Genomic DNA, 21,091 nt, shown 5'->3' on the forward strand with positions numbered 1-21,091 from the left:
CAACGCTCTTGTCCGATGTCCCTGCTGCAACGATGGCCGCAGAGGATGGAAGTGCTCCGATCCCGGAACTGATTCACCTGGGGGAACGGCTGAGCCGAGCCCGTCGTGAACAGGGTCTGAGTCTGGAGGACCTGGCGGGTCGGCTGCGGCTGGGCACAGAACAGCTGATGGCCCTGGAGGCCGGCGACCACGCCAACCTGCCGGAAGCGGTGTTCGTCGTCGCCCAGGCGAAACGGGTGGCAGGAGCCCTGCGGATCGACGTCAGCCAGCAGATCAGCGATCTGCAGGACAGCCGCATGATGCGGAAGGTGCGCAGACCGCCCTCCGCTCCCGTCCAGCGGCGGATCCCGAACCCTCCGGCCAGCCCGCCGGCCGGCAGATCCCACACCCGCTCCGCAGGACCCATCGGCTGGCTGCTGCTGCTCGGCGGCGGCGCCCTGGCCGTGGCTGCCCTGCAGGGGAAACTGCCCACCATCCAGGCCTGGCGCCTGCCGACGCCCTTCCCGGCTCCCGGAGCGGCGACGGCGCCGGTGCCACCGCCGGCCGCTCCCTCCGCTCCCTCCCCCGCCAGCCCGGTGGCGACGGCGCCTCCGGACCAGCTGCTGTTGCGGAGCGCGGAGCCCAGCTGGCTGGAAGTCCGCGACTCGGCCGGGGTGACCCTGTTCCGCGGCACGTTCAATGGAGAGAAGAGCTTCCCCCTGGGCAGCGGTCTGAGGGTGCTGGCCGGTCGGCCCGACTTGGTGACCGCCAGTACCGGCGGCCAGGCAGCCCGGCCGCTGGGACGGATCGATCAGGTGGCGTGGCGCACGTTCAAGGGGACGTCTGCTTCACCGTGAGCCTCAGCCCCGTGGCTTCCAGCACCAGATCGGCGCAGGAGCGCAGACTCCACTCCTCAAGACTGAGATCCACCGTGGGCTCTCCGGAGACGAACGCCCTCGGCTGCAGGGTGATCGTGAAGCCCCGGGCCTGATCGGCCCGCTCAGAATCCGTCGCGGGATCCGCAGTCACCGTGATGGCCTCGATGCCGGGGGCCGGACGGCGGTCGAGGGAGGCCGCCAGCCGCAGCAGCAGGGCCATGGCGAACACGGTGTGGCGGTGCTGTCGGTCCTCGATCAGCTGCCACGACTCATGGCGCTTCTTCGGCAGGCTGCGGCGGTGGTAGCGGGCGATCGCCGCCACCATCAGGTGCTCGGCTTCCGAGTAGCCCAGCAACTCCCCGTGGCGGATCAGATACCAGGTGTGCTTGTGGTAAGCAGCGATGTTGACGTGCTTGCCGCAGGCATGGAGCTGGGCCGCCGCCCAGAGGAGGGTACGGCCGTCACCATCGTCGTCGTGCAGGAGGCCACGGGTCTGGTCGTAGAGGCTGAGGGCGTGGCTCGCCACCCGATCAGCGCGGCTGGTGTCCACCCCGTAGGTGCGGGCCAGATGCTGCACCGTGCGGCGGCGGATCGTGCTCTGAAAGGTGAAGCGATCGACGAGCAGGCCGTTGCGCAGCATCCAGTCGACGATCAGGCCCTCCCGCAGGGCCCGCTCGCAGACCACCAGCTCCTTCGCCTGCAGGATCTCCATGGTGGTCTGGAGGATCAGGGCACCGGGCACAATGATTTCGGCCCGGCGCTCGTTGATGGCCGTCAGGGACCGGCGCTGCTCAGGTGTCATGACCACCAGCTGTTCCACGATCTCATCGAGGCGGGCGCGACTGAGCCGGTAGCCGTCGAGTTTCAGGGGCGGGTTGGGATCTTCTGCCGAGGCCAGCGACGCCATGGCCATGGCAGTGCCGCTGGTGCCCACCAGTACGGGGGTCTCCCCGGGCCGCAGGGCCCGCTTCACCTCGGCGGCGGCCGGGTCGATCGCCCCCTGGATGTAGGCCTCCAGGAAGCGGCGGCGCTCCGGCGGCAGGGGATCCTCCTGGCAGAACTCCCGCTGCAGGCGCACCGCGCCGATGCGGGTGCTGGTGAGGGCCCGGGAATCGCGGCCATCGGCCAGCACCAGCTCGGTGGAGCCGCCACCAATATCGAGGATGTAGTAAGGCGCATCACCGAAGGAGAGGCCCGAGAGCACACCCAGGTAGATCAGCCGGGCCTCCTCCGGTCCGCTCACCAGATCCACCGCCAGCCCGAGCTGGTCCTGAAGATTCTGCAGGAAGGTACGGCCGTTCGGAGCCTCCCGTACGGCGCTGGTGGCGGCCGTGACGATCTGCTCGACCCCATGGCTGGTGGCCAGGTCGCGGCAATGGCGCAGGGTGAGGAAGGCCCGTTCGATGGCCTCGGGGGTGAGCTCGCCGCTCTCCGGATCCCGCTCCCCCAGCCGGGTGGTGGACTTCTCCGCCACCACCACCGAGAAACTTCGCAGGGCCGGATCGATCGCCGCGATCAGCAGATGGATCGAGTTGGTGCCGATGTCGATGGCCGCCACCCGCCGTTCCGCGGTCTCGGCGGTGGCAGGGATCGGGGGCATGGGGAACGGCCCGGGGAGCGGCGGCGCCACTTTGCCACCGGGACAGGAACGATGCCTGCGAGGGGTTGGATAGGGTGCCGCCAACCGACCTTCCCGAGCGGTGATCGTCCCCTTGGCAGCCGACCCGCCGGAACCAGCCCCGATGGCGGCCGGCCATGACCGGGCCTGGCTTGAGCTGCTGCGCTGGCACAAGCCCAGCGGCAGGCTGATCCTGCTGATCCCCGCCGGCTGGGCCCTCTGGCTGGGTCCGACCGTGCCGCCGCCGGCCCCCCTGGTGGGCTGGATCGTGCTGGGCGGCCTGGCGGTGAGCGGGGCGGGCTGCGTCGCCAACGACCTCTGGGACCGGCGCATCGACCCGCTGGTGGAGCGCACCCGCCACCGCCCCCTGGCCGACGGCCGCGTCGGCGTGGGCACGGCCGCGGTGCTGCTGCTGCTCTGCCTGGCAGTGGCCCTGGCCGCCCTGCTGGCCCTCCCGACCGCCAGCCGCCTGCTGTGCGTGGGGCTGGCCCTGGCCACCCTGCCCTTGGTGCTGCTCTACCCCTCCGCCAAGCGCTGGTTCGCCTACCCCCAGCTGGTGCTCGCCCTCTGCTGGGGCTTCGCCGTGCTGATCCCCTGGGCCGCAGCCCAGGGGGGCCTGGCAGGCGCTCGGGGGGGCTGGCCCCTGTTGCTGACCTGGCTGGCCACCGTCAGCTGGACCTTCGGCTTCGACACCGTGTACGCCATGAGCGACCGGGACGACGACCGGCGCCTGGGGGTGCGCAGCAGCGCCCTCAGCCTGGGGGAGCAGGCGCCCCTGGTGGTGGCCCTCTGCTACGGGCTCACCTGCGTCGCCCTGGCCCTGGCGGTGGTGCTGCAGGGCCGGGATGGCCCCGGCTTCTGGCTCCCCTGGGCCGTCGCCGCCGTGGCCATGCAGCAGCAGGCCACCCTGCTGGGCAGGGCCGACCTGCCCCGCAGCGCCTTCGGCCGCCACTTCGCCATGCAGGTGCGGCTCGGGGGCCTGCTGCTGCTGGCGGTGATCCTCTCCAGCGCGGCCTGATCCCCATGGCCGCCGCCAGCCTGCCCCCCCAGCAGCCGCCGTTCCTGCGGGCGGGCGATCCGGTGCGGCTGGTGGCGGCCAGCTCCGCCCTGGCCGACCTGGAACGGCTGGAGGCTGGGCTGGCGGTGCTCCGGAGCTGGGGCCTGCGACTGGATGACGACCCCGCTCGCCTGGGGCAGCGGCACTGGGGCCACCTGGCGGGCACGGACGCCGAACGGGCCGGCGACCTGTGCCCCGCCGGCGGCCGGAAGGGGGCGGCCCTGCTGGCCTGCGTGCGCGGGGGCTGGGGCTCGGCCCGGCTGCTGGAGCAGCCCCTCGCGGTGGCCGACGGCTGGCTGCTGGGTTTCTCCGATGTCACCTCCCTGCTCTGGCACCGCCTGGCGACGGGACGGGGGGGCGCCATCCACGGCCCCCTGCTCACCACCCTGGCCGCCGAACCGGCCTGGAGCCGGGAGCGGCTGCGGGCCCTGCTGTTCGGCGAGCCCCTGGCCGAGCTGGAGGGGGAGGGCTGGACGGAAGGCGTGGCCGAAGGCCCGCTGCTGGCCGCCAACCTGACGGTGGCCACCCACCTGCTGGGCACGCCGCACCTGCCGGAGCTGGACGGGGCGATCCTGATCCTCGAGGACGTGGGCGAAGCCCCCTACCGGATCGAGAGGATGCTCACCCACTGGCGCCTCTGCGGCGCCCTGCAGCGTCTGGGGGCCATCGGCTTCGGCAGCTTCGAGGCCTGCGACGACCCCGACGATGACGACGGCCGCGAGGGTGGGGTATCCAGCCCACCGCGCTTCTCTCTGGAGGAGGTGCTCAGGGAACGCACGGCCGACCTGGGCATTCCGGTGCTGGCAGGCCTGCCGGTGGGCCACGGCCCGGGCAACGCCGCCCTGCCCCTGGGGGTGCGGGCCCGGCTCGACGCCGGCCGGGGGCGGCTCAGCATCCCGCCGCAGGCCGGCTAGTCGGGCAGACGTTCCTCGTCGATCAGGGTGCGGCCCACCAGCCGGCCGTCCAGGAGCAGCTGGCTGGCCCGCCAGCGCCGGCCCCCATCCGGGGCGCAGCTGATGATCTCGTGCACATCCGGGATCCCGGGTGCCCGCCCCTGCATCACCACCAGGCTGCCGCCGGCGGGAGCGTCCCCGGGCAGGTCCATCGCCCAGCCCTCGTAGCGGTCGCTGCTGAACCACACACGGCCGGAGTGGACCTCCCCATGGGCCTCGATGCGCCGCACGGGCGCCGCCTCCGGCCCGTGCAGGCTGATCTGGTGGTAGCGCCAGCCGCCGGGCTGCCGGACCACCCGCACGGTGATCGTGCTGGGGAACGTTTCCAGCAGGTCCCCGTCCGGGCCGTAGCGGCGGAAGCGGCCCCGCCAGACCCCCTGCTGCCGCACCAGGGCCGGCAGATCGGGATCCAGCGCCGTGCCGGGCTCCTCCCCGGCGGCGGCCCGGTCGAAGAGCAGCCAGCTGAAGCCGTCGATCTCGCCGCGCACCGTGCCGTCGGCCAGACGCACGCTGCGGTCCCGGTACCAGAGCTGGTCGGGGTGGAGCAGCATTTCGAAATCGGCGCACACCTCCCCGTCGTGGGGATGGTGGTAGCGACAGGCGCCGGGGTCCATGCGGCCCCTGAAGCGATCCAGCTCCGGCTCGGCGGTGAAGAACAGATCGCAACCCGGATGGCGATCGAAGGCCTCCGGCCCCAGCACCGCCACCCGGGAGGCCTCCAGAGCTGGCCGGTCGTAGGTGGGGCCGCCCGTGAAGAACAGCTGCTCGGCCCGCACGGCCTCCCGCTGGGGATCCAGCCGCAGCACCACCACCCGCTGGCGGTGGGCGAGCTCCGGTGCGCCGGCGCGGAACTCCTGGAAGTAGAGCACCACCTCCCCCAGCTGGGGTGCCTCCAGCCGCTCCACCGCCATCCAGCGGGCTTCACGGCTGAGCTCCGGCGCCACCGGCCCGCCCCGGGCCAGGGTGGCGGCCACCTGGCGACGGTTGTGGAACCGCCCCTGCCAGCGGGCGGCGATCGTCTCCAGCTGGGCGGCGGCGTCCATGGCAGGACTCATGCCCCCCGGGCCGCCAGAACGGCGCCGGCGATGGTGAGGTCGAAGGGGGAGGTGAGCTTGATGTTCGAGGCCGGCGCCTCCAGCACCCGCACCGCCAGCCCCAGCCGCTCGTAGAGCGCCGCGTCGTCGGTGACGCTCCAGCCCTCCCGCTCGGCCCGCCCATGGGCCTCCCGCAGCTGGGCCACCCCGAAGCCCTGGGGCGTCTGAGCGGCCCACAGGCCGCTGCGATCGGGGGTGGCCGTGATGGCGCCGCAGCTGTCCACCTGCTTGATCGTGTCGGTGACGGGGGTGGCGGCGATGATGCCGGCCCCCTCCAGCATGGCCTCGCTCAGGGCGACGGCGCAGCGCTCCAGCAGCTCCGGCTCCGCCAGGCAGCGGGCGCCGTCATGGATCAGCACCGCCTCCGCCCCGGGGGGCAGGGCCGCCAGGCCCCGCCGCACGGAGGCCTGGCGGGTGTCTCCGCCGACGATCCAGGTCACCGGTTCGGCCAGGGAGCGGCGGGGCTCCGCCGCGGCCAGGATCGCGCCGATGGCCGTCTCGTCCTCGGGCCGGCCCATCACCCCGATCCAGCTGATCGCCTCGCAGGCGAGGGCGGCCTCCAGGGTCCAGGCCAGCACGGGACGGCCGGCCAGGGGCAGCAACAACTTGTTGGTGGCGGCTCCCATACGGCGGCCACTGCCGGCGGCGGCGATCAGCAAATGCACAAGCGATGGCCCGCCCGGGCGGAACCCTGGAGTCCCCTCCATACAATCAGCCCGCGAGGCCCGCCCGACCCAACGCCCGATGCGCGCACTGTTTCTGATCCCGGGCGATGGCGTCAGCCAGCTGCAGAGCTTTCCGGCCGTGGCCGCCACCGCAGAGCAACTGCACTTCCAGATGCAGGTGGCCTGCCATCCCTCCCTGGCGGGGCTCTGGAAGCTGCTGCCGGCGGTGGAGAAGGTGATCCCCTTCAACTTCGACGACGCCAGCCTGGCCGACTGGGCCAACCTGCTGGGATCGGTGCGGGAGCCGGACTTCCAGGCCTGCATCAACCTGGCCAGCGGCCGTCAGGTGGATCTGATGCTCTCGATGAGCCATATCCCCAATCGGGTGGCCACCGGGGGGTTCTCCGCCACCGAAAAAGTGAGCGTGCCCGAGGGCCTCTGGCCCGCCCAGGCCCTGGAGGCCTACCTGCGGCCGATCGGCGTGCGCCTGGAGGCGGACGCCTTCCGCCTCAGCCTGTCCAAGGCCGCCCTCGATGAGGCTGTTGCCACCCTGCCCCCTGGCGACGGGCCCATGCTGCTGCTGGCCCCCGCCGGCACCCCCGGCGACTGGCCGGACGCTGCCTGGCAGGAGCTCCCCGGCCACGTCGGCGCCAGCCTGAGCGGCCTGCGCTGCCTGCAGGTGCCTCCGGCGCCCCCCGCCGGCCTGGCCGCCCGGGCCGCCCTTGTCGCCGCGAGCGATGTGGTGCTGGCCAGCGACCCCGTCAGCATCGAACTGGCGCTGCTCTGCGGCACCCCGGTGGTGGCACTGGGTCGCAGCAGCGACAGCCTGCCGAGCCGGAGCGGAGTACAAGGGCTGGGTTCCGATGGCCACCTGCGTGACCTCCCCAGCAACGACGTGCTCAAGGCCCTCGGCCTGGGCTGAGCAGCGCCGATGAGCCGCCTGTGGTTCGCCCGCAGGCACCGCCCCCCGTCCGCCCGCTCCCGGCGGCCCTGGATCACCCCCCTCATCGCCATGATCGTGGTGGTGAACGCCAGCGCCCTGGGCTACCGGATCACCGAGGGCTGGGACTGGGGCGACTGCTACTGGATGGTGGCGATCACCATCGCCACCATCGGCTATGGCGAGGTCCATCCCCTCTCCACAGCGGGACGGATCATCACCGTGTTCTCCATCGCCGGGGGGCTCGTGGTGGTGCAGCTCACCATCCAGAACCTGGTGGGGCTCTCCGAAACCGGCTACTTCCGGCGCCTGCGGGAGCGCCGTTTCCGCAACTGGGTCCAAAGCATGAACAACCACGTGATTCTCTGCGGCTTCGGTCGCATCGGCCAGGAGATCGCCGACCAGCTGCAAAGGGAGGGGGTTCCCCTGCTGGTGGTGGAGATGGACCCGGCCTGCCGTGATGCGGCCGAAGAGCGGGGCCTGCCGGTGCTGTTCGCCGACGCCACCCTGGACGAGACCCTGCTGGAAGCGGGCATCCACCACTGCCGCAGCCTGGTGGCGGCCCTCACCAGCAACGCCGCCAACCTCTACGTGGTGCTCAGCGCCCGGGGGCTGGCTCCCCGCTGCCGCCTGATCGCCCGCTCCGACAGCGAGGAGGCGGGACGCAAGCTGCGCCTGGCCGGTGCCGACCAGGTGGTGAGTCCCTACGTGGCCGGTGGCCGGGTGATGGCCGCCACCGCCCTGCGCCCCCTGGCGGTCGATTTCATGGAATTGCTGGCCGGCTCCGACTGCGAAGTGGAGGAATTCCAGCTCAGCGAGGACAGGGAGCGGATGGGCGCGCTGGAGGGGCGCAGCCTGGCGGACATGGAGTTCGGCCGCCGCAGCGGCGCCCAGGTGCTGGCCATCCGGGTACCGGCCCCCACCGTGGTGAATCCCTATTCCTACCGGGGCACCACCTACGGCACCCCGGAGGCGAAGCTGGTCACCAACCCTGGCGGCGATGTGCGCCTGGGGGCTGGCCAGCTGCTGGTGGTGATGGGCAGCAAGGAGCAGCTCAAACGCTTTGCCGAGGTGCTCGGCCCGGCCCTGGAGAGTGCCGAACCCATGGCCGATTGAGGCGGGCTGGCCGGTCGGGGGCAAGGCATACGATCGCCTGATTCCGTCCCCCACTTCCATGTCCAGCGCCGCTCCCCTCTCCGGCCAGGTGGCCCTGGTGACCGGTTCCAGCCGGGGGATCGGCCGGGCCATCGCCGAGGACCTGGCCGCAGCCGGGGCCACGGTGGTGGTGAACTACGCCCGCTCCCCCGAGGCCGCCGAGGCGGTGGTGGCGGCGATCGGGGCGGCCGGGGGCCGGGCCTGGAGCCATCAGGCGGATGTGGCCCAGGAAGCTGAGGTGGAGGCCATGGTGAAAGCCGTGCTGGAGCGGGAAGGCCGCCTCGATGTGCTGGTGAACAACGCCGGCATCACCCGCGACGGCCTGCTCATGCGCATGAAGACAGCGGACTGGCAGAGCGTGATCGACCTCAACCTGACCGGGGTGTTCCTCTGCACCCGGGCCGTGAGCCGCAGCATGCTCAAGGCCCGCAGCGGCCGCATCATCAACATCACCTCGGTGGTGGCCCTGATGGGAAACCCGGGCCAGGCCAACTACAGCGCCGCCAAGGCCGGCGTCATCGGCCTGACCCGGAGCAGCGCAGCCGAATTCGCCAGCCGGGGCGTGACCGTGAACGCCGTGGCGCCGGGATTCATCGACAGCGACATGACCCGGGATCTGGACAAGGAGCCGATCCTGGCGGCCATTCCCCTGGGCCGGATGGGCCAGCCCCAGGACGTGGCCGGGGCGGTGAGGTTCCTGGCGGCGGAGCCGGCGGGCGCCTACATCACCGGCCAGGTGCTGCAGGTGGACGGGGGGATGGTGATGCGCTGAGGCTCAGGATTCCGGTGCCAGGGGCTGGCCCAGGTCCTCCCGAAGCTTGCGGATGCGCTGCAGCAGGCGCAGCCGGCGGCTGCGGGCCGTGAGCGTGAGGAACAGGCGGATGGGTACGTAGACCAGGGCCATCAACAGGCCAAGGGCGGCGATCAGCAGAAACACCATGCCATCCGCGGCTCCGGTGGGAGTCAGGGCGGATTCGGAGGCAGCGCTGTCGAGTGTCTGCTGCAGGAGGTCTTCCATGCTTCGAAGGTACCCCCTCGGCAAAGGGGCTGCAGCCTTTCGGAGACTGGGCATTCGGCTTTCCCCACCGGCGGCCGGATGCGGGCTGCGGGGTCCCTGTGGGACGCTTCGGGGATTGTTGCTGCCAACCCCTTTCGATGGCCAAACTGATCCAGTTCGCCGACGCGTCCCGCGAATCTCTCGAGCGCGGCGTGAACGCCCTGGCCGATGCGGTGAAGGTCACCATCGGGCCGAAGGGTCGCAACGTGGTGCTGGAGAAGAAATTCGGTGCCCCCGACATCGTCAATGACGGCGTCACCATCGCCAAGGAGATCGAGCTGGAGGATCCCTTCGAGAACCTCGGCGCCAAGCTGATCCAGCAGGTGGCCTCCAAAACCAAGGACACCGCCGGCGACGGCACCACCACCGCCGCCGTCCTGGCCCAGTCCCTGGTGCAGGAGGGGCTGCGCAACGTGGCCGCCGGGGCCAGCCCCGTCGCCCTGCGGCGCGGCATGGAGCAGGCCACGGCCCTGGTGGTGGCGGGCATCGCCGCCCGCTCCCAGGCCGTGGCGGGCGACGCCATCCGCCAGGTGGCCACGGTGAGCTCCGGCAACGATGAGGAGATCGGTCGCATGATCGCGGAAGCCGTCGAGCGGGTCAGCGCCGATGGGGTGATCACCGTGGAGGAGTCGAAATCCCTGGCCACCGAGCTGGAGATCACCGAAGGCATGGCCTTCGATCGCGGCTATTCCTCCCCCTACTTCGTCACCGACCAGGACCGGCGCGAGTGCGCCTTCGACAACCCCCTGCTGCTGATCACCGACCGCAAGATCAGCACCATTGTGGATCTGGTGCCGGTGCTGGAGGCCGTTTCCAAGAGCGGCCGGCCCCTGGTGATCCTGGCCGAGGAAGTGGAGGGCGAGGCCCTGGCCACGCTGGTGGTCAACAAGACCCGAGGCGTGCTCCAGGTGGCCGCCGTGCGCGCCCCCGGCTTCGGCGACCGCCGCAAGGCCATGCTCGAGGACATCGCCATCCTCACCGGTGCCACGGTGATCAGCGAAGACCGGGCCATGACCCTCGAGAAGGCCACCCTGGCCGACCTGGGCCATGCCCACCGCATCACGATCAGCAAGGACGAGACCACGATCGTGGCCTCCGATGACCAGAAGGCGGCAGTGACCGATCGGGTGGCGGCCATCAAGCGGGAACTGGAGGCCACCGATTCCGACTACGACAAGGAAAAGCTCAACGAGCGGATTGCCAAGCTCGCCGGCGGCGTGGCGGTGATCAAGGTGGGAGCGCCCACCGAAACCGAACTGCGCAACCGCAAGCTGCGCATCGAGGACGCCCTCAACGCCACCCGGGCTGCGATCGACGAGGGCATCGTCGGCGGCGGCGGCAGCACCCTGCTGCAGCTCACCGATGAACTGGGGGCACTGGCCAGCCGCTGCGATGGCGACGTGCGCACCGGCGTGGAAATCGTGCAGCGGGCCCTGGCGGCCCCGGCGCGCCAGATCGCCATCAACGCCGGCGCCAACGGTGATGTGGTGGTGCAGCAGATCCTGAGCCAGGGCAAGGGGTACAACGCCCTCACCGGCACCTATGACGACCTGCTGGCCGTCGGCATCCTCGACGCGGCCAAGGTGGTGCGCCTGGCCCTGCAGGATGCCGTTTCGATCGCCGCCCTGCTGATCACCACCGAGGCGGTGATCGCCGACAAGCCCGAGCCTCCGGCCCCCCCGGCCGGCGACGGTGGCATGGGTGGAATGGGTGGAATGGGAGGTATGGGTGGCATGGGCATGCCCGGGATGATGTGAGTCCCACTGGCCCTGGCCTCATCCGGCCAGGGCCTTCACATAGGCGGCCACCTGCAGATCCACTCCGGTGATGGCGGTGCCCACCACGACGGCATCGGCACCAGTGGCCAGGGCCTGGCCTGCCTGCTGCCTTGAGGCGATGCCGCCCTCGCAGATCAGCACCACCCCCTCAGGCAGCTCCCGCCTCAGCGGAGCCAGCAGGTCCCAGGCGGGAGGGGAAACGATGGCAGTGTCGACGGTGTAGCCGTACAGGGTGGTGCCCACCCAGGCGCAACCCAGGGATGCCGCCCGCAGCCCGTTCGCCACGCTGTCCACATCCGCCATCAGGGAGGCACCGAGCTCGTCCCGGGCACGGGCCACGAGCGATTCCAGCCGCTGGCCCTCAGGCCGGGGGCGGTCGGTGGCATCGAGCGCGACCACATCGGCTCCGGCCGCCCAGACGGCACGGATCTCCTCCCAGCCAGGAGTGATGTACACCGGGCTGTCGGGGAAACTGCGCTTCCAGAGCCCCACGATCAGGGCCCCGGGACAACGACGGCGCACCGCCCCGATGTGCTCCGGACTCTCCAGCCGCACCCCGGCGGCCCCCTGGCGCAGGCTGGCCTCGGCCATCGCCGCGATCACGGCCGGATCGCGCATCGGCGAACCTTCGGGCGCCTGCACCGAGACGATCAACCCGCCGGCCAGGTCGGCACGGCCGGGCAGGGGGCGGTTGGAAACCATGGCGGGCTGGAAGGGGGAAATCAGCTGGCCCGCCGATGCTGGGGGGCGCCGGAGAGCCAGGAGCGCAGGTCGGCCAGGGTGGCGGGCGCCGGTGCCGGCTGGGTGCTGGCGGGGATGGACCGGAGCAGGGACGCGGCGGGCAGGGCCGAGGCCCCCTGCCCGGTCCCGTCGGCCGCCGCCGGGTCGGGCAGGTCTGCCGGCAGGTTCAAGGGAGGAGGAAGGAAAGCGTCCTCGAGGGCGGCGAAGGCGTCCGCCAGGGCCGGAGCGGCAGGGGCTTTGCCGGCGGCGGGTGGGTCCGGGGTCAGGGGTGGTGGCGGCGCAGCATCCAGCTGGCCCTGCAGCCAGTCATCGGTGTCCTGGCCATGCTCGGCGACCAGGGTGTCGCGCCGGAACGCCGCCAGGGACCCAACCCCATGGCGATGGACCCACTGTCGGGTCAGCCTGCCGGTGGTGGCGGCATCCCGACGGCGGATGGCCTCCAGGAGCTGATTGGAGAGCTCGGGCCGGCGGGAGGACAGGGGCAAGGTGGGGGGGCTTCAGGTGAGCTTGCGATCCAGCATCGGGCGGATCAGCAGGAACAGACCCGCCGCCAGGCCCGCCAGGATGGCGAGGCAGGCACCGGCGGTGAGGGAGCCGTAGGGGGCCACCAGCACCACATCGGTGAGGTGGAAGGATCCCGTGTAGGCGGCGCGGATCGGTTCAATCGCGAAGGTAAGGGGATTCAGGGCCGCAAGCCAGCCCAGCCAGGTGGGCATGAAGGAAATGGGAGCCAGGGCGGTGCTGGCGAAGAGCAGGGGAAGGTTGGCCACGAAGATCACCGCGATCAGCTCGATGTGACCCGGCAGAGCGAAGGCCAGCCCCAGGCTGAGTGCCGTGACCGCGAACACCAGCAGCAGCAGGGTCACCAGCACCAGCAGCAGACCGGCCCCCCCCGGCCAGCCGTAGCCCAGCAGGGCGGCGGTGCCCATGATCGCCAGGCTCTGCACCAGGCTGAGGCTGGTGATGTAAAGCACCGAGGCGAAGACGATCGAGCTGCGGGAACGCAAAGGGGCCACGAGCAGCCGGTTGAGGAAGCCGAACTCGCGGTCGAACATCACCGGCAGGCCGGCGTTCAGGGCGGCACTGAAGGCGGTGAACACGATCACCCCGGCCCCCAGGAAGCGGCCGTAGCTCATGCCACCGGGCAGCAGACCCTCCGGCGCGTTGGCGAAAAGGGCACCGAACAGCACCAGCCAGATCAGGGGCTGCAGCACTCCCGCCACCAGGGTGGAGGGGCGCCGGGCCAGCTGAACGAACAGGCGCCGGGTGAGGGCCAGGGTCTCCTGGGCGATCTCGGCGAGGGCGGAGGGCTCACCGCCGCCGGCGGCCACGGGGGTGAGGGAAGGGCTTGCGCTGGTCATGGGGAAGGGGTGAATCGGGTCATCGCATCGACTGCTTGCGTTCCTCCTTGAGGTCCCGGCGACCGGCCACGGAGAGTTCGGCATCGATCAGGGTGCGGCCGGTGGCCTGGAGATAGACATCGTCCAGGCTGGGGCGGCTCTGGGCCAGGGCGAACACCGGCAGCCGGGCGTCGACCAGCTGCCGGCGCAGGGTTTCGACCACCGAGGCGTCCTCCACCACCAGGTTGAGGGAGTAGCCCTGGGCCCGGTTCACCACCACCTGGCGCACGCCCTGGCAGGCCTGGAGGAGGGTGCGCACCCGGGAGGCCTCCTGCTCATCGCTGAACTCCCGTACCCGCAGGGTCACCCTGTCGCCACCGAGGGCTCCCTTGAGCTCAGCGGGGGTGCCCTCGGCGATCACCCGGCCACCATCGATGATGGCCAGCCGGTCGGCCAGGGCGTCCACCTCCTCGAGGTAGTGGCTGCTGAGCAGCACCGTGGTGCCCTGATCCCGCAGCTGGCGCAGCACCTGCCAGATGGCGCTCCGGCTCTCGATGTCAAGACCCACGGTGGGCTCATCGAGCACCAGCACCTTGGGGCGGTGCAGCAGGCCGGCGGCCAGGTCGAGGCGCCGGCGCATGCCACCGGAATAGGTGCCGCAGCGGCGATCGATCCAGTCGCCCATTCCCAGCAGGTCGATCAGTTCGGCGGAGCGGGCCGAGCGATCGGCGGCATCCATGTGATACAGCGCTGCCTGCAGATGCAGCAGTTCCCGGCCGCTGAGGATCTTGTCGATGGCCACCTCCTGGGCCACATAGCCGAGCAGGCGCCGCACGGACCGGGGTTCGGCCAGGGCGTCGACACCGGCCACCTTCACCGTCCCCGAATCGGGGGCCAGCAGGGTGCAGAGGATGCGCAGGGCCGTGGTCTTGCCCGCCCCGTTGGGGCCGAGCAGGCCGTAGAGCGAGCCCGCGGGCACGCTCAGGGAGAGGTCGTCCAGGGCCTGGACCGGCTGGGCCTTGCGGCCGCCGAAACGCTTGCTGAGGTGCTGGAGCTCGATCAAGCCGGGGTCAATCGCGAAGGGCCGGAAGCGGGGCCAATCTAGGCAGCCCCGCCGGAGGGCAGACGCACCACGGCGGCGAGCAGGGCCGCCGGATCGACGGAGGCGGCCAGGGGCGTGCGCGCCAGCACCAGCAGCAGACAGATGCCGAAGAGATAGAAGATCGACCACCGAAACATGCTGCGGGCCCGGCGCGGATCATGGGGATCCTGTCCGAGGCTGGCACTGAGCTGGAGCAGGCGGGCATTGAAGGGCAGCACCAGCAGGCCGTAGAGCCAGCCTCCGCTGGGCAGGGCGACCACCCCGGCCAGGCTCAGGGCCGCCGTGACCCAGCTGTAGCGGCCGATGGCCCGGGCCGTGACCCCCAGACCCTTCACCACCGGCAGCATCGGAATGCCCACCGAGCGGTAGTCATCGTGGAGGAGCAGGGCCAGGGCCCAGAAATGGGCGGGGGTCCAGACCATCACCAGGGCGAACAGCCACCAGCTGCTCCAGCCGAGATGGCCGGTGGCCGCGGCCGCCCCCACCAGGGGGGGAATGGCGCCGGCCATGCCGCCGATGACGATGTTCTGGGTGGTGCGGGGCTTGAGCAGGGCCGTGTAGAGGAGCACGTAGCTGCACAGGCCCAGCAGGGCCAGAGAGGCCGCCAGGGCATTGACGCCCAGCACAAGCACCAGCACCGAAGCGACGGTGAGGGCCACGGCGAGGGCGAAGGCCTGGCGCTGGGCCAGCCGGCCCGAGGGCAGGGCGCGGCGGCTGGTGCGCTGCATGCGCCCATCCAGCTCCTGCTCCCAGAGGCAGTTGAGGACACCGGCAGCGGCCGAGGCCATCGCTCCGCCCACCAGGGTGAAGGCCATCCGCAGCGGATCCAGCGGCCAGGCGGGGGTGAGGGCCATGCCGCCGACCGTGGTGGCCAGGAGCAGGGGGATCAGCCGCGGCTTGGCGACCTCCAGCCAGGCCGGCAGCTTCACCGAGGGGCGGATCGGCGCCGGAGAGGGGGGGGCGGCAACGGCGCCGGCCGTCACGACACTGGCGCTAACCATGGGCCACCTCGGGACGGGTTGAGAAGGTAGGGACAGGGATCGAGAGGCCCCAGAGCCCGCCCAGCACCGCCACCAGCAGGGCAGCGGTGAGCTGGTGGGCCACGGTGACAGCCGGGGCGGTGAGTTGAAGGCGCAGGGTGAGCACCCCGAGCGCCACCTGCAGAACCACGAGAGCGGCGGCTGCGAGGGCGAAGGTGCGGGACCTGGCCTGGTCACGGGGGAGGAACAGGGAACCGAGGGCCATCAGCAGCACGACCAGGGCCGCCGGGTAGGCCCCCTGGCGATGCAGGAGCAGCCAGCGACAGCCCTCGCCCGCCTGCAGACAGAGATCGGCCGCCCAGCGACTGGCCATGGCTCCTCCCAGCAGGCACTGACTGCCCACAAGAAGGGCAGCCAGGGGAGGGAGGGGCCACCACCAGCGCGGCGGCGGCAAGGAAGCGGCAGCAGGGACGGCGCGGCCGGAGGCCTCGAGCCCCTGGTGGGTGGCCGCCAGCAGCAGCACCAGAGTGAGGGCCGTGGCCAGGTGCAGGGTGACGGTGGGAGCCGCCAGCTGGCTGAGCACCGTGAGGGCCCCAAGACCGCCCTGGACGGCCACCAGAACCAGGGCCAGGCCAGCGCTCCAGGGCAACCAGACCGGAAAGCGGGCGCGGTAACGCAGGCTCAGGCCGAACAGCGCCAGCAGGGCGAGGCCGACCAGAAAGGCGTCGAGGCGATGGAACCATTCCAGGAACACCTGGAGATTCATCTGCCGTCCCGGCAGCAGCACCCCGTAGCAGAGGGGCCAGTCGGGACAGGCCAGGCCCGCCTCCATCACCCGGGTGGCGCCACCGATGCCCACCAGCGCCACCAGGGCGACGACCAGGTGAGCGGTGAGCAGGGGCACGAGCCGGCCGGGCCAGCCCCCGTTGCTGGAGCGGAAAGGGGAGCTGGAGCCGACAGTGGAGAGAGCTGGCGCGGATGGCGCAACGGCCATGAACGAGTGCTGTTCTGGGGATTCAAGTTAGCGAGCTCGGGAAGATGTGCGATTCAGCACATCACCCGAACTAAATGTGAAATTTCTCGGAAATTGCTTCCCTGGCTACAACGAACGCACGGGCCCTCAACGGCCTTCCATAAGCTGACGTGCTGAGGGAGTCTCCGCTTCCTCCGACGTCCGTCCGTTCCCGAGCCGTGCCGATCCCCTCCGCCCTGGTCACCCTCCTGGTGGGCATGGCGCTCGTTCTGTCCGGCCTCTGGGTCGGGTACAACGTCAATGTGCTGCCCCTCGACGCGAGCGCGAACGCACCCGTCTACGACGCCTTGTTCCGGGTCCTGTTCAGCATCGGAACAATCCTCTTCGTCGGCATCGTCGGCCTAGTGCTGTTCAGCCTGGTCCGTTTCCGCCGCAGGGCCGGCGACATCACCGACGGTCAGGCGATCGAGGGCAACCTCCTGCTCGAGATCGTCTGGACGGCGATCCCCGCGATCGTGGTCCTGTTCGTCGGCCTCTACAGCTACGACATCTACGAGCGCATGGGCGGCATGAGCAGCCTCAACGACCACGCCGCCATGCACCGGATGGCCCCCACGGAGACCGAAACCATGGAAGCGTCGGTGGGAGCCGGATCGGCGGTCTCAGCCCCGGCGGCCAGGGTCTGGGGGGGCATCGGCGTGGCAGCCGACGACGTCAACGTGCTGCCGGTGGAGGTGACGGCCATGCAGTTCGCCTTCATCTTCCACTACCCCGACGGGGACATCACCAGCGGTGAACTGCATGTGCCCAACGGCCGTCCGGTGGAGTTGCGCATGAAGGCCAACGATGTGATCCACGCCTTCTGGGTGCCCCAGTTCCGGATCAAGCAGGACGTCATCCCCGGCCAGCCCACCGTGCTCACCTTCACACCCACCAAGTCCGGCAGCTACCCCATCGTCTGCGCAGAGCTCTGTGGCCCTTACCACGGCGGCATGCGCTCCACGGTGGTGGTGCACGAACCTGACGCCTACGACGCCTGGTTCGAGAAGAACAGCCCCCTGGCGGCCACCGTGGCCAGTGCTTCGCTCACTCCCACCGCCTGATCCCGGCTCGTACCGATCCCCCCGCCAGATCCCCCAGACCCGATGACCGTCGCCTCACCCAACGACTTTCAGGAGAGCCTCCAGCCCCAGGGCTGGCTGCGTTATTTCAGTTTCAGCCTCGATCACAAGGTGATCGGCCTTCAGTACCTGGTGACCGGGTTCATCTTCTATTTCATCGGCGGCGCCCTCGCCGGCGTGATCCGCGCTGAACTGGCCAGCCCGATCTCCGATTTCGTCGGTCGCGAAACCTACAACGAAGTGCTCACCCTGCACGGCACGGTGATGATCTTCCTGTGGATCGTGCCGGTGGTGAACGGCGGCTTCGGCAACTACCTGATCCCCTTCTACGTGGGGGCCAGGGACATGGCCTTCCCCCGGCTCAACGCCGTGGCCTTCTGGATGATTCCACCGGCGGGAATCCTGCTGATCGGCAGCTACTTCATCACCGGCTCGGCCCAGTCAGGCTGGACGGCCTACCCCCCGCTGAGCATCACCACCCCGGCCCTGGGCCAGGTGGTGTGGATCGTGAGCGTGCTGCTGCTGGGGGGCAGCTCGATCTTCGGGGGCATCAACTTCATCGCCACGATCCTGAAGTTGCGCCGGCCCGGACTCAAGCTGATGCAGCTGCCGATGTACTGCTGGGCCATGCTCGGCACCAGCATCCTGGTGGTGCTCTCCACCCCGGTTCTGGCGGGCACCCTGCTGCTGCTGAGCTTCGACATCGTGGCCCACACCGGCTTCTTCAACCCGGCCATGGGCGGCAACGTGGTGGTCTACCAGCACCTGTTCTGGTTCTATTCCCACCCGGCGGTCTACATCATGGTGCTGCCGGCCTTCGGCCTGGTGAGCGAGATCCTGCCGATCCACTCCCGCAAGCCCCTGTTCGGCTACACCACCATGGTGTACTCGATCATGGCCATCGTGGTGCTGGGCCTGGTGGTCTGGGCCCACCACATGTTCACCAGCGGCACACCTCCCTGGATGCGGCTGTTCTTCACCATCGCCACCTCCTTCATCGCCGTGCCGACGGGGATCAAATTCTTCAACTGGCTGGCCACCCTCTGGGGAGGGAAACTCGCCCTGAACAGCGCCATGCTGTTCTCCTGTGCCTTCATCGTCAATTTCGTCTTCGGTGGCATCACCGGCGTGGCCCTGGCCCAGGTGCCCTTCGACATCCATGTCCACGACACCTACTTCGTGGTGGGCCATTTCCACTACATCGTCTACGGCGGCACGGTGTTCGTGATCTTCGCCTCCATCTATCACTGGTATCCGAAGTTCACCGGTCGCATGCTCAACGAGGATCTGGGCCGGCTGCATTTTCTGCTCACCTTCATCGGCTTCAACCTCTGCTTCGCCCCCCAGCACTGGCTCGGCCTCAACGGCATGCCCCGCCGCGTGGCCGAGTACGACCCCAGCTTCACCACCCTCAACCAGATCAGCAGCGTGGGGGCTCTGCTGATGGCCATCAGCAGCCTGCCCTTCCTCTACAACGTGCTGGTGAGCGCCTTCCGCGGCCGGGTGGCAGGCGACAACCCCTGGAACGCCCTCACCCCCGAGTGGCTCACCTCTTCGCCTCCTCCGGTGGAGAACTGGGTGGGTGAGGCGCCACTGGTGGAACACCCTTACGGTTACGGCGTCCCCGAAGACACCCTCAGCGTGGCGGCCGCCACCGGCAGGGACCTCTGGAGCGGCGCCGGCCGCCGCTGATCGCTCCTGACCCTCCGCTCATCAGCTCCCTGTCCCATGACCAGCATCGCCACCAGCACCAGCGCCAGCGCCAGCACCGGCGAAGCCGTTGTCGCCGAAGCCCATGGCGAACACGCCGACCTGAGGCTCTTCGGCCTGGCCACCTTCCTGGTGGCCGATGGGATGACCTTCGCCGGTTTCTTCGCGGCCTATCTCACCTTCCGGGCGGTGAACCCCCTGCCGGCGGGCTCCACCTACGAACTGGAGCTGCTGCTTCCCTCGATCAACACCGTGCTGCTGCTGGTCAGCAGCTACACCTTCCACCGCTCGGGGCGCAACCTGCTGCTGGGCCGCATGGGTCCGTGCCGGGCCTGGCTGCTGCTCACGGCGGGGCTGGGGGCCGCCTTCCTGGCCGGCCAGATGGTGGAGTACTTCAGCCTTCCCTTCGGCCTGACGGACAACCTCTTCGCCAGCACCTTCTATGCGTTGACGGGCTTCCATGGCCTGCACGTGACCCTCGGGGTCATCTGCATCCTGCTGGTCTGGGTGCAGACCCGCCAGGGTGGCCGGGTCAGCAGCGGGGCTCCCTTCGGCCTCGAGGCGGCCGAGCTTTACTGGCATTTCGTGGATGGGATCTGGGTGATCCTTTACGGGATTCTTTACCTGCTCTGATTCCCTAACGCTTGCCCGTTCAGCACAACCATCGGCACAATTCAAAGAGAAGTATCCGGAATCAAGGCTGATGGGAGCCCAGAAAGGTCCAGCCAACGAGGAGAGCCCAGCCAGCGCGGGCATGCTGGAGGGCCAGGCCCTGCTCGAACGGGCCCGTGCCCTCAGCAACCGCCCCGAAGACCAGATCGCCAGGGCCTGCGGCTACGTGGGCCCGAGCGGCCGGGTGCTGAAGAAGAGCTTCTATCGCGCCCTGGTGGCCGCCAAGGGATACACCTTCCCCTCCAGTGTGGCCAGCGGCACTCCCGGAGCGGGCAAGGGGCGCCAGGCCGAATTCCGCACCCGGGTCCATGGCAACGGCAACCTGCTGATCGGCCAGGCCTACACCCGGCGCATGGGACTCGAGCCGGGCCAGGAATTCAGGATCGAGATCCACAAGGAGACCGGCTCCATCTGGCTCCTGCCCCTGGAGGGCTCCAACGGGGACAGCCGCCCCTGACCGTCTCCAGGGCCGCGGCCCTGGCGCTTCAGTCCTCTTCCGGATGGAAGCTGGCGCTGAAGCGCAGCAGATCGATGCCGCTGAACAGGAAACTGATGCCCACCAGGGTGCCCACCACCCACAGCAGGCTCCAGAACTTCATGGTGAGGATCAGCAGGCCCAGGGCGAGGGTCACCACGCCGTTCGCCAGTCCCCAACGCCAGCCGACGATCTGACGGTGGGTGGCGGACACCAGGATCGCCACCACCCCCTCCACCAGAAACACCACGCCGATGGCCAGGGCCAGGGCAGCCGTCTGCGCCGCCGCTGCCATCGGCCCGGAGGCCAGCTGCTGGATCATCCAGACCCCCATCACCAGAAACAGGGTGGAGATCACCAGCCGCCAGAAAGTGATCGCCCGGCTCAGCCGCGTCGAGCGCAGCAGGGAACTGATCCAGCCCACAAGGCCCCCCACCAGAAAGGCGATGGCCACCATGGCGGTGACCCACTGGGAGGCCAGGACGGGAAACACCACCGCCAGCACCCCCAGCACCAGCAGCATCACCCCCTCCGCCAGGGTGAAGGCGCGCAGGGCGGCACCCATGGCCGGACGGGAGGGCGGCGTTCCGGGGCTGGGCATGGACCGGGTTCAAGGTGCCGCCAGCGTGCCAAGGCAGGTGGCCGCTGACAACGCTCCTTGATGTGTCGCAGCATCCGGAATGGCCCGCAGCCAAGGCCAGGCCGGGCTAGCTGTGTAGTGCCACCAGGTTGTTCCGGCTGACAAAGGGGTGTGAGGCCGACAGGGTTGTGGTGCGACCCAACAGCCCCAGACCTCACCCCCC

The 21,091-nt window shown here is 70.1% G+C and carries 22 protein-coding genes; 11 read left to right on the forward strand and 11 right to left on the reverse strand.

Going from position 1 to position 21,091, the window contains the following annotated elements; translation table 11 throughout:
* The first annotated feature begins 32 nt into the window (after positions 1 to 32).
* Positions 33 to 836, forward strand: coding sequence for a helix-turn-helix domain-containing protein (locus KUG41_RS14020; protein WP_216904833.1), 804 nt, complete (start codon positions 33 to 35; stop codon positions 834 to 836).
* Here KUG41_RS14020 and KUG41_RS14025 read toward each other — a convergent pair.
* Positions 811 to 2,457: a Ppx/GppA phosphatase family protein gene (locus tag KUG41_RS14025; protein ID WP_216904834.1), complete on the reverse strand. Its 1,647-nt coding sequence runs from the start codon at positions 2,455 to 2,457 to the stop codon at positions 811 to 813. The two genes, KUG41_RS14020 and KUG41_RS14025, sit on opposite strands and share 26 nt — an antisense overlap.
* A 142-nt stretch (positions 2,458 to 2,599) precedes the next feature.
* Between KUG41_RS14025 and KUG41_RS14030 the strand changes: the two genes are divergently transcribed.
* Together KUG41_RS14030 and KUG41_RS14035 are read left to right on the forward strand one after the other, a co-directional pair.
* Positions 2,600 to 3,493: a 4-hydroxybenzoate polyprenyltransferase gene (locus KUG41_RS14030; protein ID WP_216904855.1), complete on the forward strand. Its 894-nt coding sequence runs from the start codon at positions 2,600 to 2,602 to the stop codon at positions 3,491 to 3,493.
* 5 nt (positions 3,494 to 3,498) lie between these two features.
* On the forward strand, positions 3,499 to 4,446 hold the full coding sequence (locus tag KUG41_RS14035; protein WP_216904835.1) for an LD-carboxypeptidase: 948 nt from the start codon (positions 3,499 to 3,501) through the stop codon (positions 4,444 to 4,446).
* Here the strand turns inward: KUG41_RS14035 and KUG41_RS14040 are convergent.
* Positions 4,443 to 5,540: a CpcT/CpeT family chromophore lyase gene (locus tag KUG41_RS14040; RefSeq protein WP_216904836.1), complete on the reverse strand. Its 1,098-nt coding sequence runs from the start codon at positions 5,538 to 5,540 to the stop codon at positions 4,443 to 4,445. The two genes, KUG41_RS14035 and KUG41_RS14040, sit on opposite strands and share 4 nt — an antisense overlap.
* Entirely contained in the window at positions 5,537 to 6,244 is a 708-nt protein-coding gene (ispD, locus tag KUG41_RS14045; protein WP_216904837.1) for a 2-C-methyl-D-erythritol 4-phosphate cytidylyltransferase, read from the reverse strand. Before ispD ends, KUG41_RS14040 begins: the two co-directional genes overlap by 4 nt.
* Positions 6,245 to 6,323: 79 nt before the next feature.
* On the opposite strand from ispD, the gene KUG41_RS14050 reads away from it, so the two are divergent.
* The 3 genes from KUG41_RS14050 to fabG are packed head-to-tail and all read left to right on the forward strand — an operon-like array spanning position 6,324 to position 9,111.
* Positions 6,324 to 7,166 (forward strand): glycosyltransferase family 9 protein, encoded by an 843-nt coding sequence (locus KUG41_RS14050; protein ID WP_216904838.1) that lies wholly within the window; start codon positions 6,324 to 6,326, stop codon positions 7,164 to 7,166.
* 9 nt (positions 7,167 to 7,175) lie between these two features.
* Positions 7,176 to 8,300, forward strand: a complete 1,125-nt coding sequence (locus tag KUG41_RS14055; RefSeq protein ID WP_216904839.1) for a TrkA family potassium uptake protein — start codon at positions 7,176 to 7,178, stop codon at positions 8,298 to 8,300.
* 58 nt (positions 8,301 to 8,358) lie between these two features.
* Positions 8,359 to 9,111, forward strand: a complete 753-nt coding sequence (gene fabG, locus KUG41_RS14060; protein WP_216904840.1) for a 3-oxoacyl-[acyl-carrier-protein] reductase — start codon at positions 8,359 to 8,361, stop codon at positions 9,109 to 9,111.
* Positions 9,112 to 9,114: 3 nt separating this feature from the next.
* Here fabG and KUG41_RS14065 read toward each other — a convergent pair whose 3' ends face one another.
* On the reverse strand, positions 9,115 to 9,357 hold the full coding sequence (locus tag KUG41_RS14065; RefSeq protein WP_216904857.1) for a hypothetical protein: 243 nt from the start codon (positions 9,355 to 9,357) through the stop codon (positions 9,115 to 9,117).
* 137 nt (positions 9,358 to 9,494) lie between these two features.
* Here KUG41_RS14065 and groL point away from each other — a divergent pair, with 137 nt between their 5' ends.
* Complete coding sequence (gene groL / locus KUG41_RS14070; protein ID WP_216904841.1) at positions 9,495 to 11,153, forward strand: chaperonin GroEL; 1,659 nt, start codon at positions 9,495 to 9,497, stop codon at positions 11,151 to 11,153.
* Between the two features lie 18 nt (positions 11,154 to 11,171).
* Here groL and KUG41_RS14075 read toward each other — a convergent pair whose 3' ends face one another.
* The 6 genes from KUG41_RS14075 to KUG41_RS14100 are packed head-to-tail and all read right to left on the reverse strand — an operon-like array spanning position 11,172 to position 16,331.
* A complete protein-coding gene (locus KUG41_RS14075) occupies positions 11,172 to 11,876 on the reverse strand; it encodes an N-acetylmannosamine-6-phosphate 2-epimerase (RefSeq protein ID WP_216904842.1) in 705 nt (234 codons plus the stop codon).
* Between the two features lie 20 nt (positions 11,877 to 11,896).
* Entirely contained in the window at positions 11,897 to 12,400 is a 504-nt protein-coding gene (locus tag KUG41_RS14080; RefSeq protein ID WP_216904843.1) for a hypothetical protein, read from the reverse strand.
* 12 nt (positions 12,401 to 12,412) lie between these two features.
* Positions 12,413 to 13,276: an ABC transporter permease gene (locus KUG41_RS14085; RefSeq protein WP_216904844.1), complete on the reverse strand. Its 864-nt coding sequence runs from the start codon at positions 13,274 to 13,276 to the stop codon at positions 12,413 to 12,415.
* 19 nt (positions 13,277 to 13,295) lie between these two features.
* Positions 13,296 to 14,318, reverse strand: a complete 1,023-nt coding sequence (locus KUG41_RS14090; protein WP_216904845.1) for an ABC transporter ATP-binding protein — start codon at positions 14,316 to 14,318, stop codon at positions 13,296 to 13,298.
* Positions 14,319 to 14,356: 38 nt separating this feature from the next.
* Entirely contained in the window at positions 14,357 to 15,358 is a 1,002-nt protein-coding gene (locus KUG41_RS14095; protein ID WP_216904846.1) for a heme o synthase, read from the reverse strand.
* Positions 15,351 to 16,331 carry a heme A synthase gene (locus KUG41_RS14100; protein WP_216904847.1) on the reverse strand — a complete coding sequence of 327 codons (981 nt, stop codon included), beginning with the start codon at positions 16,329 to 16,331 and terminating at the stop codon, positions 15,351 to 15,353. The genes KUG41_RS14095 and KUG41_RS14100 overlap by 8 nt, the downstream gene beginning before the upstream one ends.
* Before the next feature lie 197 nt (positions 16,332 to 16,528).
* Between KUG41_RS14100 and KUG41_RS14105 the strand changes: the two genes are divergently transcribed.
* From KUG41_RS14105 to KUG41_RS14120, 4 genes are all read left to right on the forward strand, one after another.
* Entirely contained in the window at positions 16,529 to 17,413 is an 885-nt protein-coding gene (locus KUG41_RS14105) for a cytochrome c oxidase subunit II (RefSeq protein WP_216904848.1), read from the forward strand.
* Between the two features lie 42 nt (positions 17,414 to 17,455).
* Positions 17,456 to 19,123 (forward strand): cytochrome c oxidase subunit I, encoded by a 1,668-nt coding sequence (gene ctaD / locus KUG41_RS14110; RefSeq protein WP_216904849.1) that lies wholly within the window; start codon positions 17,456 to 17,458, stop codon positions 19,121 to 19,123.
* 36 nt (positions 19,124 to 19,159) lie between these two features.
* A complete protein-coding gene (locus tag KUG41_RS14115) occupies positions 19,160 to 19,774 on the forward strand; it encodes a cytochrome c oxidase subunit 3 (protein WP_216904850.1) in 615 nt (204 codons plus the stop codon).
* A gap of 121 nt (positions 19,775 to 19,895) precedes the next feature.
* Positions 19,896 to 20,270 (forward strand): AbrB family transcriptional regulator, encoded by a 375-nt coding sequence (locus tag KUG41_RS14120; protein WP_216904856.1) that lies wholly within the window; start codon positions 19,896 to 19,898, stop codon positions 20,268 to 20,270.
* A 28-nt stretch (positions 20,271 to 20,298) separates the two neighbouring features.
* Here the strand turns inward: KUG41_RS14120 and KUG41_RS14125 are convergent, their stop codons facing one another.
* Positions 20,299 to 20,889, reverse strand: coding sequence for an HdeD family acid-resistance protein (locus tag KUG41_RS14125; RefSeq protein WP_216904851.1), 591 nt, complete (start codon positions 20,887 to 20,889; stop codon positions 20,299 to 20,301).
* Positions 20,890 to 21,091 lie beyond the last annotated feature (202 nt).

This window comes from Synechococcus sp. CCY 9618 (genome assembly GCF_019038415.1).
Lineage (GTDB): Bacteria > Cyanobacteriota > Cyanobacteriia > PCC-6307 > Cyanobiaceae > Cyanobium.

Coding starts and splice junctions, on each gene's coding strand:
- KUG41_RS14020 (WP_216904833.1), top strand. CDS start 33: ATGGCCGCAGAGGATGGAAGTGCTCCGATCCCGGAACTGATTCACCTG.
- KUG41_RS14025 (WP_216904834.1), bottom strand. CDS start 2,457: ATGCCCCCGATCCCTGCCACCGCCGAGACCGCGGAACGGCGGGTGGCG.
- KUG41_RS14030 (WP_216904855.1), top strand. CDS start 2,600: ATGGCGGCCGGCCATGACCGGGCCTGGCTTGAGCTGCTGCGCTGGCAC.
- KUG41_RS14035 (WP_216904835.1), top strand. CDS start 3,499: ATGGCCGCCGCCAGCCTGCCCCCCCAGCAGCCGCCGTTCCTGCGGGCG.
- KUG41_RS14040 (WP_216904836.1), bottom strand. CDS start 5,540: ATGAGTCCTGCCATGGACGCCGCCGCCCAGCTGGAGACGATCGCCGCC.
- KUG41_RS14050 (WP_216904838.1), top strand. CDS start 6,324: ATGCGCGCACTGTTTCTGATCCCGGGCGATGGCGTCAGCCAGCTGCAG.
- KUG41_RS14055 (WP_216904839.1), top strand. CDS start 7,176: ATGAGCCGCCTGTGGTTCGCCCGCAGGCACCGCCCCCCGTCCGCCCGC.
- fabG (WP_216904840.1), top strand. CDS start 8,359: ATGTCCAGCGCCGCTCCCCTCTCCGGCCAGGTGGCCCTGGTGACCGGT.
- KUG41_RS14065 (WP_216904857.1), bottom strand. CDS start 9,357: ATGGAAGACCTCCTGCAGCAGACACTCGACAGCGCTGCCTCCGAATCC.
- groL (WP_216904841.1), top strand. CDS start 9,495: ATGGCCAAACTGATCCAGTTCGCCGACGCGTCCCGCGAATCTCTCGAG.
- KUG41_RS14075 (WP_216904842.1), bottom strand. CDS start 11,876: ATGGTTTCCAACCGCCCCCTGCCCGGCCGTGCCGACCTGGCCGGCGGG.
- KUG41_RS14085 (WP_216904844.1), bottom strand. CDS start 13,276: ATGACCAGCGCAAGCCCTTCCCTCACCCCCGTGGCCGCCGGCGGCGGT.
- KUG41_RS14095 (WP_216904846.1), bottom strand. CDS start 15,358: ATGGTTAGCGCCAGTGTCGTGACGGCCGGCGCCGTTGCCGCCCCCCCC.
- KUG41_RS14100 (WP_216904847.1), bottom strand. CDS start 16,331: ATGGCCGTTGCGCCATCCGCGCCAGCTCTCTCCACTGTCGGCTCCAGC.
- ctaD (WP_216904849.1), top strand. CDS start 17,456: ATGACCGTCGCCTCACCCAACGACTTTCAGGAGAGCCTCCAGCCCCAG.
- KUG41_RS14115 (WP_216904850.1), top strand. CDS start 19,160: ATGACCAGCATCGCCACCAGCACCAGCGCCAGCGCCAGCACCGGCGAA.
- KUG41_RS14120 (WP_216904856.1), top strand. CDS start 19,896: ATGCTGGAGGGCCAGGCCCTGCTCGAACGGGCCCGTGCCCTCAGCAAC.
- KUG41_RS14125 (WP_216904851.1), bottom strand. CDS start 20,889: ATGCCCAGCCCCGGAACGCCGCCCTCCCGTCCGGCCATGGGTGCCGCC.